Origin of the sequence: Streptomyces toyocaensis (genome assembly GCF_000725125.1) — a bacterium.
In the GTDB taxonomy this organism is placed as follows: Bacteria; Actinomycetota; Actinomycetes; order Streptomycetales; family Streptomycetaceae; genus Streptomyces; species Streptomyces toyocaensis.
In genome coordinates this window covers 144,514-161,173 of sequence record NZ_JFCB01000010.1, presented here as the reverse complement: position 1 = coordinate 161,173, position 16,660 = coordinate 144,514, and the positions used below count along the sequence as shown (strand labels likewise).

Annotated in this window: 17 protein-coding genes; 10 read left to right on the top strand and 7 right to left on the bottom strand. The window is 72.4% G+C overall.

Annotated features, from left to right (window positions below; translation table 11 throughout):
* Positions 1 to 16 precede the first annotated feature (16 nt).
* Complete coding sequence (locus tag BU52_RS14005; protein ID WP_078903225.1) at positions 17 to 679, top strand: NADAR family protein; 663 nt, start codon at positions 17 to 19, stop codon at positions 677 to 679.
* Here the strand turns inward: BU52_RS14005 and BU52_RS35940 are convergent.
* Positions 672 to 1,604: a DUF4190 domain-containing protein gene (locus BU52_RS35940; protein WP_200881189.1), complete on the bottom strand. Its 933-nt coding sequence runs from the start codon at positions 1,602 to 1,604 to the stop codon at positions 672 to 674. The two genes, BU52_RS14005 and BU52_RS35940, sit on opposite strands and share 8 nt — an antisense overlap.
* Positions 1,605 to 1,723: 119 nt before the next feature.
* Between BU52_RS35940 and BU52_RS13995 the strand changes: the two genes are divergently transcribed.
* Together BU52_RS13995 and BU52_RS13990 are read left to right on the top strand one after the other, a co-directional pair.
* On the top strand, positions 1,724 to 2,791 hold the full coding sequence (locus BU52_RS13995) for an adenosine deaminase (protein ID WP_037933395.1): 1,068 nt from the start codon (positions 1,724 to 1,726) through the stop codon (positions 2,789 to 2,791).
* Positions 2,792 to 2,811: 20 nt separating this feature from the next.
* Positions 2,812 to 3,531, top strand: a complete 720-nt coding sequence (locus BU52_RS13990) for a glycerophosphodiester phosphodiesterase (protein WP_051858176.1) — start codon at positions 2,812 to 2,814, stop codon at positions 3,529 to 3,531.
* Here BU52_RS13990 and BU52_RS13985 read toward each other — a convergent pair.
* The 3 genes from BU52_RS13985 to BU52_RS13975 all read right to left on the bottom strand — a co-directional run bounded on the left by BU52_RS13985 (position 3,492) and on the right by BU52_RS13975 (position 6,207).
* Complete coding sequence (locus tag BU52_RS13985; protein ID WP_051858174.1) at positions 3,492 to 3,977, bottom strand: hypothetical protein; 486 nt, start codon at positions 3,975 to 3,977, stop codon at positions 3,492 to 3,494. The two genes, BU52_RS13990 and BU52_RS13985, sit on opposite strands and share 40 nt — an antisense overlap.
* Positions 3,978 to 4,132: 155 nt before the next feature.
* Complete coding sequence (locus BU52_RS13980; RefSeq protein WP_037933391.1) at positions 4,133 to 4,663, bottom strand: hypothetical protein; 531 nt, start codon at positions 4,661 to 4,663, stop codon at positions 4,133 to 4,135.
* A 104-nt stretch (positions 4,664 to 4,767) separates the two neighbouring features.
* A complete protein-coding gene (locus BU52_RS13975; RefSeq protein WP_037933389.1) occupies positions 4,768 to 6,207 on the bottom strand; it encodes a gamma-aminobutyraldehyde dehydrogenase in 1,440 nt (479 codons plus the stop codon).
* Positions 6,208 to 6,411: 204 nt separating this feature from the next.
* Between BU52_RS13975 and BU52_RS13970 the strand changes: the two genes are divergently transcribed.
* From BU52_RS13970 to BU52_RS13940, 7 genes are all read left to right on the top strand, one after another.
* Positions 6,412 to 6,930 (top strand): Lrp/AsnC family transcriptional regulator, encoded by a 519-nt coding sequence (locus BU52_RS13970; RefSeq protein WP_037933386.1) that lies wholly within the window; start codon positions 6,412 to 6,414, stop codon positions 6,928 to 6,930.
* Positions 6,931 to 6,932: 2 nt separating this feature from the next.
* On the top strand, positions 6,933 to 8,306 hold the full coding sequence (locus tag BU52_RS13965) for an aspartate aminotransferase family protein (RefSeq protein WP_037933383.1): 1,374 nt from the start codon (positions 6,933 to 6,935) through the stop codon (positions 8,304 to 8,306).
* Positions 8,307 to 8,523: 217 nt separating this feature from the next.
* Entirely contained in the window at positions 8,524 to 9,273 is a 750-nt protein-coding gene (locus BU52_RS13960; RefSeq protein WP_037933375.1) for an ABC transporter ATP-binding protein, read from the top strand.
* The gene (locus tag BU52_RS13955; protein WP_037933372.1) at positions 9,255 to 10,586 is read left to right on the top strand and encodes a hypothetical protein; all 1,332 of its coding nucleotides are present in this window, start codon (positions 9,255 to 9,257) and stop codon (positions 10,584 to 10,586) included. The genes BU52_RS13960 and BU52_RS13955 overlap by 19 nt, the downstream gene beginning before the upstream one ends.
* 131 nt (positions 10,587 to 10,717) lie before the next feature.
* Positions 10,718 to 11,125: a VOC family protein gene (locus tag BU52_RS13950; RefSeq protein WP_037933370.1), complete on the top strand. Its 408-nt coding sequence runs from the start codon at positions 10,718 to 10,720 to the stop codon at positions 11,123 to 11,125.
* 26 nt (positions 11,126 to 11,151) lie between these two features.
* Positions 11,152 to 12,273 carry an LOG family protein gene (locus BU52_RS13945; RefSeq protein WP_037933367.1) on the top strand — a complete coding sequence of 374 codons (1,122 nt, stop codon included), beginning with the start codon at positions 11,152 to 11,154 and terminating at the stop codon, positions 12,271 to 12,273.
* Between the two features lie 147 nt (positions 12,274 to 12,420).
* The gene (locus BU52_RS13940; RefSeq protein ID WP_051858172.1) at positions 12,421 to 13,119 is read left to right on the top strand and encodes an LAETG motif-containing sortase-dependent surface protein; all 699 of its coding nucleotides are present in this window, start codon (positions 12,421 to 12,423) and stop codon (positions 13,117 to 13,119) included.
* Positions 13,120 to 13,182: 63 nt separating this feature from the next.
* On the opposite strand, the gene BU52_RS13935 is transcribed toward BU52_RS13940, so the two are convergent.
* The 3 genes from BU52_RS13935 to BU52_RS13925 are packed head-to-tail and all read right to left on the bottom strand — an operon-like array spanning position 13,183 to position 16,627.
* Positions 13,183 to 13,980, bottom strand: coding sequence for a maleylpyruvate isomerase family mycothiol-dependent enzyme (locus BU52_RS13935; RefSeq protein WP_037933364.1), 798 nt, complete (start codon positions 13,978 to 13,980; stop codon positions 13,183 to 13,185).
* Between the two features lie 25 nt (positions 13,981 to 14,005).
* A complete protein-coding gene (locus BU52_RS13930; RefSeq protein WP_037933362.1) occupies positions 14,006 to 15,025 on the bottom strand; it encodes an ABC transporter ATP-binding protein in 1,020 nt (339 codons plus the stop codon).
* Positions 15,026 to 16,627, bottom strand: a complete 1,602-nt coding sequence (locus tag BU52_RS13925; RefSeq protein ID WP_107061163.1) for an ABC transporter permease — start codon at positions 16,625 to 16,627, stop codon at positions 15,026 to 15,028.
* Positions 16,628 to 16,660: the final 33 nt, after the last annotated feature.

Here is a 16,660-nt window from a genome sequence, read left to right as displayed (position 1 = left end):
TGACAGACTCGCGTGCATGGAGGGGATCACGGGGGCGATGGACTCACGGGACGCGCTGATCGAGGCGCTGAGGGCGGGGGTGCGGGTCAAGTACCTGCACTTCTGGGGGCACCGGCCGCTGCCCGGCGGGCGGATCGGCGCGAGCTGTCTGAGTCAGTGGTGGCCGTCGCCGTTCACGGTGGACGGCGTGGAGTACGCGACCGCGGAGCACTGGATGATGGCGGCCAAGGCCCGGCTGTTCGCGGATGCCGAGGGGGAGCGGCGGGTGCTGGCCGCGGGGCATCCCTCGCAGGCGAAGGATGCGGGACGGCTGGTGCGCGGCTTCGACGAGGCGATATGGCGCCGGGAGCGGTTCGGCATCGTCGTCGAGGGCAGCGTGCACAAGTTCGCGGCGCACGACGGCCTGCGGTCCTTCTTGCTGAACACGGGGGACCGGGTGCTGGTCGAGGCGAGTCCGGTGGACCGGGTGTGGGGCATAGGCCTCGCGGCCGGCGACGAGGGGGCGGCGGACCCGCGGCGGTGGCGGGGGCCGAACCTGCTGGGCTTCGCGCTGATGGAAGCGCGCAGTCGGCTCCGCGCGGCGTCGGGTCGGGGCTCCGCGCCGGGCTCCGGTCCGGCGCCGGGTTCCGGTCCGGCGCCGGGTTCCGGTCCGGCGCCGGGTTCCGGTCCGGCTACGTGAGGAGGACGAAGGCGCCGAAGGCGATGCCCAGGGCGACGCCGACCGCGCCGCAGATGATCCCGGCCAGAGCCTGACCCGCGTTCGTGGCCTCGCCCCGGTGGGCCTTGCCCCGGCCGATCCCGCCGAAGATCACGGCCAGCACTCCCAGCAGGATGGCCACCGGCCAGACGCAGAAGACGGCGGCCGAGATGATGCCGAGCACCAGTCCGGTCACGCCCAGTCCGTTGCTCGGCAGCGGTGCCCCACCGGACCAGCCGGAGTATCCCTGCACCGGGGCGCCGCCGTACCCGGTGCCCGGATAGCCGTACGGGACCTGGCCCGGCCCCTCGGGGCCGATGGGCGGCGGCGGGACGGGCCCGCCTCCGACCGGGGGCGCGAACGGGTTGGCGGCGGGCGGCACGGGGGTGTGCGGCGCGGACGGGCCGGCCCACGGCTGGGTGTGCTGCTGGGGCGCGGTGGGGTGGCCGCCCACCGCCGGGAAGGACGTCACCGTCTGCTGGTCGTGGACGGAGGAGGGAGTGGCGGGGGAAGGCCCGGAGGGCGCGGCAGGAGCGGAAGGCGCGGACCACGGCCGGGGGCCGCCGGCCACGACGGTCTCGCCCGGACCGCCCGCTCCCCCGCCTCCGGTTCCGCGGCCGTCGGACCGCGGGCCGCCCGCTCCGGGGCCCGGCGCCGGGGTGCGGTCGGCGGGCGGCGCCCAGGGATCCGGGGTGCTCACGGGAGCCGGCGTCCCGGTGGTCCGCACGTCCACCAGGGAACCGTCCTGCGCCACCGCGTCCCGCGCGCCGCCGTCGGCCGGCGCCGGCCACACGGCACCGGTGTGCGGCTCACCGGTCGGCACACCCCCCGCTGCCCGCTCCCGCTGCTGCGGCGTCTGCGCGTCGTCGGCCATGCGCCGGGCCCCCTCCGTCGGACGTCCCGTCATGCTACGGCCCTTGTCCGCGCCGCGCGCCCCCGGCCTACGATGACCCCCGCACACCGATCAGCCGATCACCCGCGTCCCGCCGCAGCGCGGCCGGGGGGCGCCGTTCCCGGGGAGGAACATTGACCGACCACCTCGACGCAGCCACCGCCGGGCAGATGCGCGACCTGCACGCCTTCGTCGCCGGCCTGCCCAAGGCCGAACTGCACGTGCACCACGTCGGCTCCGCCTCCCCCCGCATCGTCTCGGAGCTGGCCGCCCGCCACCCCGACTCCAGGGTCCCCACCGACCCCGAGGCCCTGGCCGACTACTTCACCTTCACGGACTTCGCCCACTTCATCGAGGTGTACCTGTCCGTCGTCGACCTGATCCGCACCCCGGAGGACGTCCGGCTGCTGACCTACGAGGTGGCCCGGGAGCTGACCCGGCAGCAGGTGCGCTACGCCGAGCTGACCATCACCCCGTTCTCCTCCACCCGCCGCGGGATCGACGAGCGTGCCTTCATGGACGCGATCGAGGACGCCCGCAAGGCGGCCGAGAGCGAGTTCGGCACGGTGCTGCGCTGGTGCTTCGACATCCCCGGCGAGGCGGGGCTGGAGTCCGCCGAGGAGACCGCGCGCCTGGCCACCGACGACCGGCTGCGTCCCGAGGGCCTGGTCTCCTTCGGCCTCGGCGGCCCGGAGGTCGGCGTGCCCCGCCCGCAGTTCAAGCCGTACTTCGACCGTGCCATCGCGGCCGGTCTGCGCTCCGTGCCGCACGCGGGCGAGACCACGGGCCCGCAGACGGTGTGGGACGCCCTCAACGAGCTGGGCGCCGAGCGCATCGGGCACGGCACCAGCTCGGCGCGGGACCCCGAGCTGCTCCGGCACCTGGCCGAGCGGCGCATCGCCCTGGAGGTGTGCCCCACCTCCAACATCGCCACACGCGCGGTGACCACGCTCGACGAGCACCCCCTCAAGGAGTTCGCCGCCGCCGGTGTCCTGGTGACGATCAACTCCGACGACCCGCCGATGTTCGGCACCGACCTCAACAACGAGTACGCGGTCGCCGCGCGGCTGCTGGACCTCGACGAACGGGGCCTGGCCGACCTGGCGAAGAACGCGGTCGAGGCGTCGTTCATGGACGCCGCCGGCAAGGCGCGGCTGGCCGCCGAGATCGACACCTACACCACGTCCTGGCTCGCCTCCTGACCGCCGCGCGAAGGACCTCCATGCAGAACGTGACCGCCGTGGCCCACCGCGGCGACCCCTACCGCGTCCGCGAGAACACCCTCGCCTCACTGCGGTCCGCGCTCCGGCGGGGCGCGGACGCGGTGGAGATCGACGTGCGCCTGACCCGGGACGGCGTCCCGGTGCTGCTCCACGACGACACCCTCAAGCGCCTGTGGCGGCACGACCGCCCTCTGCTGTCGCTGTCGTGGGAGGAGGTGCGCGGGATGACCGACGACGGGGTGCCCACGCTCTCCGCCGCGCTGGCGGCGACGGAGGGCAGCCGGGTGATGATCGACCTGCCCGGCGCTCCGGACGTCCGTGCGGCGCGCCGGGTCGTGGACGCCGTGCGCGAGAGCGGTGCCCGGGACCGCGTCCACTACTGCGCGGGCGCCCCCGCCATGCTCGCCGTGCGCGCGGCGGACCCGTCCGCCGAGATCGCGCTCACCCGGACGACACGGGCACCGGCCCGCGCGGGTCTGCTGGAGGTGATCCGCCCGCGCTGGCTGAACTACCGCTTCGGCCTGGTCGACCGGGCCCTCGTCGAGCGCGTCCACCGCGACGGCCTGCTGGTGTCCGTCTGGACGCCGGACACCCGCCGCTCCATGCGCCGCCTGCTGGCCATGGGCGTCGACTCGATCACCACCAACCGCGTCGACGTCCTGTGCGCGCTGCGCCGGACTCAGATGCCCATGGAGGCCATCTCGATCGCCGACCGGTAGTTGACCGCGGCCGTGACCACACAGGCGCGACAGGTCCGGTCGTCCTTCACCGCGAGGAAGTAGTCGCGCAGGTTCTTCCAGTAGCTGACGAGGTAGCCGAGCCCGGGGACGAAGCCCGGCGGGCGCGGCACGAGGGAGAACGCCTCGCTGCACCGGAGGATCTCCCCGGTGGCCGTGGACAGCACGTCGGCCGCCTCGGCGTTCATGTTCCATCCGGCGGCCAGTTGCGGAGTCCAGATCGCGCCGGCCACTTCCCTGAGCCGGTTCTGCTCCTCCGGGGTCGGATCGCTCGCCACGCCCGCCGCCACCGGCACCGGTGCGGTGGCCGCGGGACCGGCCGCGACCGCCGCCGGTCCCGCGGCCACCGCGGCGACCACCGCCGCCGTCACCACGACACAGGCCCTCGGTCCACGCCGTCCCGCCCGGGTGCGCCCCGCTGCCGTCATCGCCCGTCCCCTCCCGTAGCCCCGCACCCCGGCCGGTCCTGCCGGAGGCAAGGCCGACCGTGTCATGGGCGGACGGCACGGTCAACGGCGGCAAGGCGCCACCTTCCACGGTCCGCGGGCAGCGGGTTCCGGCCGCACGCGGGAGCCGCTTCCCGTCACACGGTGACCGCCGCGGCGGTGTGCGGAGGGGGCGTCTGGAGCGCCTCCAGGCGCTTGATCTTCCGGCGGACGACGTAGAGCGGGATCGCGCCGAACACCCCGAAGGCGATGTCGATGACGCTCCACCAGAGGGGGATCTGGCGGATCGGGCCGCAGACGAGGGCGAGCGGGACGATACCGGCGCAGGCGATCATGCCGAACTCGATGACCCAGACGTTGCGGACGGGGTCGCGGTAGGGGCCGTAGAAGGCGACCGCGATCACGAGGTGGGCGAAGGCGAGCCAGTCGGTGCCGTAGAGGAGGAAGGGGTGGTCGGCGTCGGCGGTGTCGAGCCCCTCCCGCACGCGCCCGATCCACTCCATGAGGGCGGGAAGGTGTTCCTGCACCGACAGCGACCGCAACAACTCCTCGGTCCAGCGCAGTTCGTGCACCAGGGGGAAGGCGGTCGCTCCGCTGAGCACCAGACAGACGACGAAGAACACCAGCCATACGCGAATGCCCTTGAGCAGGGCGGCTCTGTCGCTCATGGCAGCAGCGTACGCCTGGAGTTGAACACGTTCAAAAATTGGTCCGGCCGGGAACACGTCGGCCCCGGACGGTGGTTCACCGTCCGGGGCCGACACCGCGACGCCTACGCGTCCAGGGACGTCATCACGTGCTTGATGCGCGTGTAGTCGTCGAAGCCGTACGCCGAGAGGTCCTTGCCGTAGCCGGACTTCTTGAAGCCGCCGTGCGGCATTTCCGCGACCAGCGGGATGTGGGTGTTGATCCACACACAGCCGAAGTCGAGCTTCTTGGACATCCGCATCGCGCGCGAGTGGTCCTTGGTCCACACCGAGGAGGCCAGCGCGTACTCGACGCCGTTGGCGTACTCGACGGCCTGGTCCTCGTCGGTGAAGCGCTGGACGGTGATGACGGGGCCGAAGACCTCCTTCTGGATGATCTCGTCGTCCTGGTTGAGCCCCGAGACGACGGTCGGCGCGTAGAAGAAGCCCTGCTCGCCGACGCGCTTGCCGCCGGCCTCCACGCGCGCGTGCGCGGGCAGCCGCTCGATGAAGCCCTCGACCTGCGCCAGCTGGTTGGGGTTGTTGAGCGGGCCGAACAGGACGTCCTCGTCGTCCGGCATGCCGGTCTTGGTGTCGGCGGCGGCCTTGGCCAGGGCGGAGACGAACTCGTCGTGGATGGACTCGTGCACGAGGACGCGCGTGGCGGCCGTGCAGTCCTGGCCGGCGTTGAAGAAGCCCGCTACGGAGATGTCCTCGACGGCCTTGGCGATGTCGGTGTCCTCGAAGACGACGACCGGGGCCTTGCCGCCCAGCTCCAGGTGGACCCGCTTGAGGTCCTTGGAGGCGGACTCGGCGACCGACATGCCGGCGCGCACCGACCCGGTGATGGAGGCCATCGCCGGGGTGGGGTGCTCGACCATCAGACGTCCGGTGTCGCGGTCGCCGCAGATGACGTTGAAGACGCCCTTGGGCAGGACCGAGCCGAGGATCTCGGCCAGCAGGACCGTGGAGGCAGGGGTGGTGTCCGAGGGCTTCAGGACGACGGTGTTGCCCGCGGCGATCGCCGGGGCGAACTTCCACACGGCCATCATCATCGGGTAGTTCCAGGGGGCGACCTGCGCGCAGACGCCCACCGGCTCACGGCGCACGATCGAGGTCAGGCCCTCCATGTACTCACCGGCCGAGCGGCCCTCGAGCATCCGCGCCGCGCCCGCGAAGAAGCGGATCTGGTCCACCATCGGCGGGATCTCCTCGGTGCGGGTCAGCCCGACGGGCTTGCCCGTGTTCTCCACCTCGGCCGCGATGAGTTCCTCGGCGCGCTCCTCGAAGGCGTCCGCGATCTTCAGCAGGGCCTTCTGGCGCTCGGCCGGGGTGGTGTCCCGCCAGCCGGGGAAGGCCTCGGCGGCGGCCGCCATCGCGGCGTCCACATCCGCCTGCCCGGACAGCGGAGCGGTCGCGTAGGCCTCGCCGGTCGCGGGGTTGACCACCTCGGTGGTCCGTCCGTCGGCGGCGTCCCGGAACTCCCCGCCGATGTAGTTGCGCAGACGACGCAGCTCGGTGCTCACTGCAGGCCCTCCTGGTGTTCCTCGTGGGTGTCCGAGGTATGGGGTCGAAACGTGTCGAGGTGTCCAACCTCTGAGACACCCACCCTAAACCGACGGCTGACGTTTTCAACACCCCCGCCCACTCCGCATCTGCGAAATCCGCACAGCAGAACGCCACAGACAACGAATTTCATCGAATGCGCCTTGCAAAACTGTCGATACGTCGTGCACAGTGGCTCCGTGGCCAGTCGAAGCGCAGACCCGAAGGACTCGCGCGAGTCCAAGAACGGCGGCGGTCCCCAGTTGGACGCCGTCTCCCTCGCCATCATCGAGCAGCTCCAGGAGGACGGCCGCCGGCCGTACGCCGCCATCGGCAAGGCCGTGGGTCTGTCGGAGGCGGCCGTGCGCCAGCGCGTCCAGAAGCTGCTCGACCAGGGCGTGATGCAGATCGTCGCCGTCACGGACCCGCTCACGGTGGGCTTCCGCCGGCAGGCGATGGTCGGCGTCAACGTCGAGGGCGACGTGGAGTCCGTGGCCGACGCGCTGGCCGCCATGGACGAATGCGAGTACGTCGTGATGACCGCGGGCTCCTTCGACCTGATGGTCGAGATCGTCTGCGAGGACGACGACCACCTTCTGGAGGTCATCAACAAACGCATCCGGGCCGTTCCCGGAGTGCGCTCCACCGAGAGCTTCGTCTACCTCAAACTCAAGAAGCAGACCTACATGTGGGGAACCCGATAATCGTGAGCACCGACAGCCCCAAGGACCTCAGCAGGTCCGCGTACGACCACTTGTGGATGCACTTCACCCGCATGTCCTCGTACGAGAACTCCCCCGTCCCCACGATCGTCCGGGGCGAGGGCACTCACATCTACGACGACAAGGGCAGGCGTTACCTCGACGGCCTCGCGGGCCTGTTCGTGGTGCAGGCGGGTCACGGCCGTCAGGAACTCGCGGAGACCGCCTCCAAGCAGGCACAGGAGCTGGCCTTCTTCCCGGTCTGGTCCTACGCCCACCCCAAGGCCGTGGAACTCGCTGAGCGGCTCGCGCACGAGGCCCCGGGCGACCTGAACAAGGTCTTCTTCACCACCGGCGGCGGTGAGGCGGTGGAGACCGCCTGGAAGCTCGCCAAGCAGTACTTCAAGCTCGTCGGCAAGCCGACCAAGTACAAGGTCATATCCCGTGCCGTGGCCTACCACGGCACTCCCCAGGGTGCCCTGTCCATCACCGGACTGCCGGCCCTGAAGGCCCCGTTCGAGCCGCTGGTTCCGGGCGCGCACAAGGTGCCCAACACCAACCTCTACCGGGCACCGATCCACGGGAACGACCCGGAGGCGTTCGGCCGCTGGGCCGCCGACCAGATCGAGCAGCAGATCCTCTTCGAGGGCCCGGACACGGTCGCGGCCGTCTTCCTGGAGCCGGTGCAGAACGCCGGCGGCTGCTTCCCGCCCCCGCCCGGCTACTTCCAGCGGGTACGGGAGATCTGCGACCAGTACGACGTGCTGCTCGTGTCGGACGAGGTCATCTGCGCCTTCGGCCGGCTGGGCACGACGTTCGCCTGCGACAAGTTCGGCTACGTGCCGGACATGATCACCTGCGCCAAGGGCATGACCTCGGGCTACTCCCCGATCGGCGCGTGCATCGTCTCCGACCGTCTGGCCGAGCCGTTCTACAAGGGCGAGAACACCTTCCTGCACGGCTACACCTTCGGCGGCCACCCGGTCTCCGCCGCGGTCGGCCTCGCCAACCTCGACCTGTTCGAGCGCGAGGGCCTGAACCAGCACGTGCTGGACAACGAGGGCGCCTTCCGCGCGACCCTGGAGAAGCTGCACGACCTGCCGATCGTCGGCGACGTCCGCGGCAACGGCTTCTTCTACGGCATCGAACTGGTCAAGGACAAGCACACCAAGGAGTCCTTCGACGCCGACGAGACCGAGCGCGTCCTGTACGGCTTCCTGTCGAAGAAGCTCTTCGAGAACGGCCTGTACTGCCGTGCCGACGACCGCGGCGACCCGGTCGTCCAGCTCGCCCCGCCCCTGATCTCCAACCAGGAGACCTTCGACGAGATCGAGCAGATCCTGCGCGCGACCCTCTCCGAGGCCTGGACCAAGCTGTAGGCCGATCGGGGTTCCGATCTTCCTTCTGGATGATCAACACCGGCCCCGGGCCGCCCGTTCGAGTGAGAAACGGCGGCCCGGGGCCGCGTGCTGTCCGGCCTCCCGGCGCGGCCTGCCTAGCGTGCCCAGTGACCGATCGGCCCTGCCTTCGTTCCCCCGGACGGGGGATTAACCCGAAGAGCGCACGGCATTTCCGATCCGAACCGAGGTGTACGCCATGGTGGCCCCACCGGACAACGACGTGCTCTGGGCGCGAGCCCTGCACTTCCGGCACAATGACGGCTCCCCCGGGCTGAGCGGGATCTCGCTCGGCGTCCGGGAGAGCGAGATCCTCGCCGTCGGCGGCCCGCGCGGCAGCGGCAAGACGACCCTGCTGCGCTGCCTGTCCGGCCTGCTCCCCGCCCGCAGCGGGGAGATCTGGTTCAACAGCGTGCCCGTGCACACCATGACCCCCGCGGCCCGCGAGCGGCTGCGCCGGGAGCGCTTCGGCTGGATCGACCCGGTCCCGCTGCTCGTCCCCGAGCTGAACGTCTGGGAGAACACCGCCCTGCCGCTGATGCTGCGCGGCACCGGCCGGCGCCGCGCCAAGACGGCGGCCCTGGCGTGGCTGGAGCGCCTCGACATCGGTGACAGGGCGCGCAGGCGCCCGGAGGAGCTGACCCAGGCGGAACGGCAGCGGGTGTGCGTGGCCCGCGCCCTCGCCCCGGCGCCCGCGGTCCTGTTCGCCGACGAGCCGACCGCCCCGCTGCACCGTGTCGACCGCGCGCACGTCCTGCGTACGCTCACCACCGCGGCCCGCTCGCACGGCATCACGGTGGTCCTCGCGACGCACGACGCGCGGACCGCCGCACTCGCCGACCGGACGGTGTCGCTGCTCGACGGACGGCGCGTGCACACCGTCCACCTGCCGCCGGTCCCCGTGACGGCCGAGACGGAAGGCCGGGCGACGTGCTCGCTCTCCGTCTGAGCCTCGGTGCCCACCCCGCCGTCCAGCTGCGGCGCCTCCTGGTCGCGGCCGCGTCGGCCGGCACGGGCTTCCTGCTGCTGTGCGCCCTCGGCCACGCGCTGGCCCATCCGGACGCGGCGTCCGTCTCGGCGCTCCGGCTGGCCTGGTGCGCGGCCCCGCTCGCCGCCACGGTGTACTTCGCGGTCGCGGTCGCCCGCACCGATCCGGGCACCCGGCCCCGGCCCGGCCTGTCGGCGGTCGGGCTCGGTCCCGCCCGTCTGATGGCGGTCTCCGCGGCCACCACGGCCCTGTCCTGCCTCCTGGGTTCGGCGGTGGCCCTGCTCGTCTTCCTGCAACTGCGCGGCGACCTCACCGGAATGCCCGTCGACGGTGCCGCGACGGACTTCCTCGCCGCCGGCCGGCCGCTTCCGCTCCCGGCCGCCCTGACCCTGCTGGCCCTGGTGCCGCTGAGCGCGTCGGCGGCGGTGGCCGTGACCATGCGGCCGCGTGAGCCGGCGGCGGGCGCGCCCCGCGCGGCGCGGGCGTACGGCAGGTTCGGTGCCTACCGGCGTACGGCGGTGAAGGAGTCGTTCGGGGCCTACGGACGGTTCGGCGCCCAGCTGGGTGCGTCCGCCCGCGGCCGTCGTACGGCCGTCGCGCAGGCCGGGCAGGACGGCGCCGCGGACCCCTCCGGAAGCGCCGCCGAGGCCGTCGGCGAGTCCGCCGCCGTCCCGCCCGCCGCCGCGCACACGCCGCCGTCCGGGCTGCCCTGGGGCATCGCGGTGCTGGCGGCCGGGCTGGCCGTGGAGGCCTTCGCGAGCCGGACCGGCGCGGAGGGCCCGGCGGGTGACCGGCCGGCCGCCCTGCTCGGGCTGGCCCTGGCCTCCGTCGGGCTCGCTCTCGCCGGTCCGGGTCTCACCCACCTGTGCGGCCGGCTGCTGCAGACGGTCCGCCCCGGCGCGCTGCGGCTGCTGGCCGGGCGGGTACTGATGACGGAGGCCACGCGCGTCGGCCGCCCGCTGGGCGTGGTGTGCGCGGTGATGTCGGCCGCGTACGTCATGGCCTCACTGCACGACCGCGGGGACGCGTCCGCCGGTCCCCTGGTGGTGCTCGGTGCGCTGCTGGTGGCCGGCTGCACCGTGGCGACCCTGCTGACGGCCGCCGTCGAGGCCAGGCAGGCCCGCACGGACACCAACGCCGCGCTCCGGCGCCTCGGGGCCCCGGCGACGACGCTGCGCCGGGCCGCCGCGCTCCGCGCGGGTGCGCTGCTCGCCCTGTTCGGACCGTTGTCACTGGTCGTGGCCGAGCTGTCGGCCTGGCCCCTGTCCGGCTGAGGAGGTACGGACCCGGGCAGGGGACCGTACGGCACCGATCCCGGGAAGATCCCCGCGGGCCGATGAGTTCCGGGCGGGCCGCCGGTCTACCCCCACGAACACCACGGAAGCGAACGGGAGAGGCCCCGACCATGTACCAGCAGATGATTTTCGTGAACCTGCCCGTCAACGACCTCGACGCGTCGAAGAAGTTCTTCACCGAGCTCGGCTACTCGATCAACGCGCAGTTCAGCGACGAGACCGCCGCCTCGGTCGTGATCAGCGACACGATCGTCGCGATGCTGCTGACCAGGCAGAAGTACGCGGAGTTCACGAAGAAGGACATCGTGGACGCCACGAAGAGCAGCGAGGTGCTGATCGCGCTGAGCGCGGAGAGCCGCGAGAAGGTCGACGAGCTGGTGGAGAAGGCCCTGGCGGCGGGCGGGACCACCGCCGGCGAGACGCAGGACCACGGTTTCATGTACGGCCGCTCCTTCGACGACCTCGACGGCCACACCTGGGAGGTCGTGTGGATGGACCCGGCCGCCGTGGAGGGCTGACCACGCGAGGGGCCTAGCATGGGCGGGTGCAGACGAGTCCCGCCCATGTCGTCCACCACCAGGACCGCGAGATCGAGACACTCCAGGAGTTCGACGCTGTCGTCTCGGCCCGCGGCACGCTCTCCGGGTTCCGTGTCCAGGCCGTCGATCTGACCGACCGGACCCGGGAGTTGCTCACCACCGACACCGCCGAGGCCGTGTTCCTCGGCTGCCGGATGCGTCCGGACGCGGCGGAGAAGCTGCGGGCCGACGGCGCCCTGGTCCTGCCGCCCGTCCCCGGTCTGCCCTTCGACCCGTACCGGGGCCACCTCTACGCACCCGGCGACCTGTTCGCCTCGCTCGACAAGGGCTACGAGGCGACTCCGGACGCGCTGGCCTACACCTGGTTCCGGCGGACCCGGGCGAGCGGCGACATCTTGGCCTCCATGCTGCGCGCGGTCCACGACGACTCCATGTCCGACACCCTGGACGAACTCCTGCGCGGAGCACGGGTGGTGGGTGTGATGGGCGGCCATGCGATGGCCCGCGGCACCGAGGAGTTCCTGGGTGCGGCCCGGCTCGGGCGGGCGCTGACACATGCCGGTTTCACGGTGGCGACGGGCGGCGGTCCGGGCGCGATGGAGGCGGCGAACCTCGGCGCCTACGCGGCCCTTTACGACGACGCCATGCTGGACGCGGCATGCCGGGTCCTGGCATCGGCACCCTCGTTCACGCCGTCGGTCACCGACTGGGCGCGCGCCGCCTTCGAGGTGCGCACCCGCTGGCCGGAGGGCAACCACTCGGTCGGCATCCCCACCTGGTTCTACGGTCACGAGCCGCCGAACGCCTTCGCCTCCCACATCGCGAAGTACTTCGCCAACGCCACCCGTGAGGACGGCCTGCTGGCCCGCTGCAACGCGGGCGTGGTCTTCCTGCCGGGCGCCGCCGGCACCGTGCAGGAGATCTTCGACAACACGACGCCGAACTACTACGAGTCGCGCGGCGAGCCCACGCCGATGGTGCTGGTGAACCGGGCGCACTGGACGGAGAGGTTGCCGGCCTGGCCACTGCTGCGGGCCCTCGCCCGGGAGCGCTCGATGGACGCGCGGATCGCCCTGGTGGACCGGATCGAGGAGGCACCGGAGGCGCTGAAACGTATGGGCGGTTAATAAGAGGGCAAAGCCAAGTGTCGCTGTCGGCATATGCGTTGACACCACTTATGTGGCGCTTATAGACCTGGGATCCTCATGAGTGTGCTGATGCAGCGTCAACACTCCCTCAACCCCCCGCACTTACGTACCCTGTGAAGGACAAACGTGGCAGTTCTGTCCGTATCCCGCCGTACCGCCGCGCGCTCCGTGCGCGCCCTCGGTGTCGTCTCCGCGTCCGCCGCGCTCGCCCTCGGCGTCGCCGGCACCGCGGCGGCGTGCAACATCAACGAGTTCTCGGCCGAGGCCAAGTGTGACGGTGACAAGGGCGTCATCACCGTCACCGACGTCGACCCGGCCGGCGTCCCCGCCACCGTCACCGTGTTCCTGCAGAACAACGGCGCCGACATCAAGAAGGTCGGCGAGCAGGTGGTCAAGGGCTCCCGTGAGGGCACCACCATCACCTTCGAGGAGGACTGGAAGCCGAACGCCGAGTACCGCATCCACGTCAAGGCGACGCCCTACGTCGACGAGGACATCAAGCCGAACCTGACCACCCCGGGGACGGCCTGCAAGAAGACGGAGGAGGAGCCCCCGGCTCCGACGCCGTCGACCCCGTCGGAGAACCCCTCGACCCCGGGTGAGGAGCCCGGCACGCCGACCCCGTCGGCGTCGGAGAGCGGGAGCACCCCTCCGGCGGACACCGCGAGCAACGCGCCGTCCCCGGCCGGTGAGTCGAACCTCGCCGAGACCGGCGCCGACTCCAACACCGGTCTCATCGCCGGTGTCGCGGCCGCCCTGGTCGCGATCGGCGGCGGCGCGGTCTTCTTCGGGATGCGCCGCCGCGGGGCGAGCGGCCGGCCCTGACGCCCCACCGGCACACGGGTGGCCCGTTCCCTCCGGGGGACGGGCCACTTCCGTCACGGGCGCTCAGCCGAACGTCGCCCGCTCCAGCCAGGACTCCAGCAGCCCGCGGTCGCCCAGCACCTGGAGTCCGGATGCGTCCAGCGGCAGCCGGCGGTAGAAGGCGAGGAGCACGGAGGTGAGCGGCCCGCGCAGGACGACCGTGGCCTTCTCGTGGCCGCGGTGCCAGGAGACACCGTTCTCGTCGAGCACGACCAGCCACTCCGCGTCCAGTTCCGCCCCCGCGTCCGTGGCGTGCAGATGAATGCTGCGCCGGGGCCCGCGCAGTTCCCGCACCGTGTCGTCCGGCAGCGTCCGCTGTGCCCACTCCACGATCTCCAGCCACTCGTCGACCGCGTCGGCGGCGGCATCGGGCGCGGCCTCGAAGGGCAGCCCGGCGGCGAGGGCCGCGTCCGCGTGGTGGACGAGCAGCTCGTGAGTCATCCGGCGGGCCCAGAACCCGGCGTGGTGGACACCCGCCCAGCTCCACACCTTCGCGTCCGGCCCGGCCTCCCGCAGGGCGCCGACGATCAGCTCACCGGACTCCGCCAGCCACGCGTCCAGCGCGCCGGGGTCGCCCCACGCACCCGGTCCGTCGAATCCCGGCACCCGCTCCTCGGGTATCTCGTCCTCGGCCCCGGTGCGGACCAGCAGCGCCGCCCAGCGAAGGGCGCCGCCGACATGCCGTACGAGCTGTTCCAGGGACCAGTCGGGGGTGGTCGGCACCGGGCCGGACAGGGCGGCGCCGGACGTCACGACGGTCCGCACCTGTGCGACCTGGTCGGCGATCACCTGGCAGTAGCGGTCGTACGCGAGTCGAGTCATGCCGCACACCCTAGGCAGCCCGCGGTCACCCCAGCACGGCGATTTCCGCCTCGTCGAACTCCACACCGACCTCGTCCCCGACCTCCGGCGCGGACCTGAGCGCACAGGCCGCCTCCAGGCGGGGGGCGTCCTCGGGCTGGAGGCGGACGGCGACATGGGTGCCCCGGAAGGTCCGCGCGACCACCGTGCAGCGCATGCCTTCCCCGACGGGGACCAGGCGGACACCGGCGGGCCGGACGAGCAGCGTCCGCGTGCCCCGCGGGGCGCCGTCCGCCACGGGGACCTTGCCCCAGGGGGTCACGGCGACCCCGTCCCCGACCGTCGCCTCGACGACGTTCTCGAAGCCGAGGAAGCGCGCCACGAAGGCGTCGGCCGGCCACTGCCACACCTCCAGGGGCGTACCGGACTGGGCGATCCGCCCGTCCCGCATCACCACCACCCGGTCGGCCAGCGCGAACGCCTCACCCTGGTCGTGGGTCACGGCGAGCACGGTGGTGCCCAACCGACCGAACACTTCGCGCAGTTCGACGACGAGCCGTTCCCGCAACGACCGGTCGAGCTGCCCGAGCGGCTCGTCCAGCATCAGCAACCGGGGGCTCGGGGCGAGCGCGCGGGCCAGTGCGACCCGCTGCTGCTCGCCCCCGGACAGCGCGGCGACGGCCCGCCCGGCCGCCCCGGGCAGCCCGACGAGGTCCAGCAACTCCCGTACGCGCTCGGCCTGCGAGGTGCGGGACGCACCGTGCATGCGCAGCCCGAAGGCCACGTTGCCGCCCACGTCCCGCTGGGGGAAGAGCTGGTGGTCCTGGAACATCAGCCCGACCCCGCGCCGGTGCGCGGGCACGCCCGCCTGGTCGTGTCCGCCGAGCAGGATCCGCCCGGAGTCGAGGGGCTGCAGCCCGGCGACCGCCCGCAGCAGTGTCGACTTGCCGCTGCCGCTGGGCCCGAGCACACACACGATCTCGTGCTCGGCGACGTCCAGGTCGACGGCGTCCAGCACCGCCCGCCCGCCGAAGCGGACGGTCGCGGCCCGAAGGCTCAGCAGCATCTAGAACTCCCCGGTCCGGTCGGTGCGCAGCCGCTCCAGCACCAGCAGCGCCACCGCGCACACGATCATCAGAATCGTCGACAGGGCCATCGCCTGGCCGTAGTTGAGGTCCCCGGGTCGCCCCAGCAGCCGTGCCACGGCCACCGGCAGGGTCGGATTCTCCGGCCGCGCGATGAACACCGTCGCACCGAACTCCCCCAGCGACACCGCGAAGGCGAACCCGGCCGCGATCAGCAGCGCCCGCCGCACCATGGGCAGGTCCACCTCCCGCCACGCCCGCCACGGCGACGCCCCGAGCACCGCCGCCGCCTCCCGCAGCCGCACGTCCACCGCCCGCAGCACCGGCAGCATCGTCCGTACGACGAAGGGGACACCGACCAGTGCCTGCGCGAGCGGGACGAGGATCCAGGAGGCCCTGAGGTCCAGCGGCGGCTCGTCCAGGGCGATCAGGAAGCCGAAGCCGACGGTCACCGCGGACACCCCGAGCGGCAGCATCAGCAGCGCGTCGAACCCGCGGACCAGCCGTCCCGCGTCCCGCCGGGTCAGCGCCACGGAGGCGAGTCCGCCGATCACCACGGCGATGACGGTGGCGGCCAGTGCGTACTGCAGCGAGTTGCCGACCGCCTCGATCGGCGCGGCCAGGAACACTCCCCCGTCGTCCCGGGTCAGTGTGCGGTAGTAGCCGAGACCGCCGGCCCCGAAGGACCGTTGCACCAGCACCCCGAGGGGCAGCAGGAGCAGCACGGCGACCGTGGCGACGACCCCGCCGAGCAGCGCCCACTGACCGGCGCCGCGCGGCCGGCGGGCGGTGACCGCGGCGTCCACCAGCCGCAGCGCGGTCTCGCGCCGCCGTACGGTCCAGGCGTGCAGGGCGAGGATCGAGCTCACGGCGGCGAACTGGATCATCGTCAGGACGGCGGCGGTGGACAGGTCGAAGATCTCGGAGGTCTGCCGGTAGATCTCCACCTCGAGGGTGGAGAAGGTGGGACCGCCCAGGATCTGCACCACGCCGAACGAGGTGAAGGTGAACAGGAAGACCATCAGCGCGGCGGCGGCCAGGGCGGGTGCGAGCGCGGGCAGCGTGACCCTGCGCCAGGCCGCGAACCGCGAGGCGCCGAGCATCCGCGCGGCCTCCTCCTGCCGCGGGTCGAGCTGCGCCCAGAGACCGCCCACCGTGCGGACGACGACGGCGTAGTTGAAGAAGACATGCGCGAGCAGGATCGCCCACACGGTGGTGTCCAGGCGCAGACCCCACAGTTCGTCGAGCAGTCCGCCGCGCCCCACCAGCGCCATGAACGCCGTACCGACGACGACCGTCGGCAGCACGAACGGCACGGTGACCACGGCCCGCAGCACCTGCTTGCCGGGGAAGTCGAAGCGGGCGAGGACATACGCGCCGGGCAGGGCGATCAGCAGGGTGAGAGCGGTGGAGACGAGCGCCTGCCAGGTGGTGAACCACAGCACCTGCCGGACGTCGGGCTGGGCCAGTACGTCCCCGATCCGCCCGAGCTGCCAGGTCCCGTCGGTCTTCAGTCCGCGCGCGACGATCGCGGTGACGGGATAGGCGAAGAAGACGGCGAAGAACGCGACGGGCACGGCCATCAGACCGAGCCGCGCCGCGCTCCCGCGCCACCT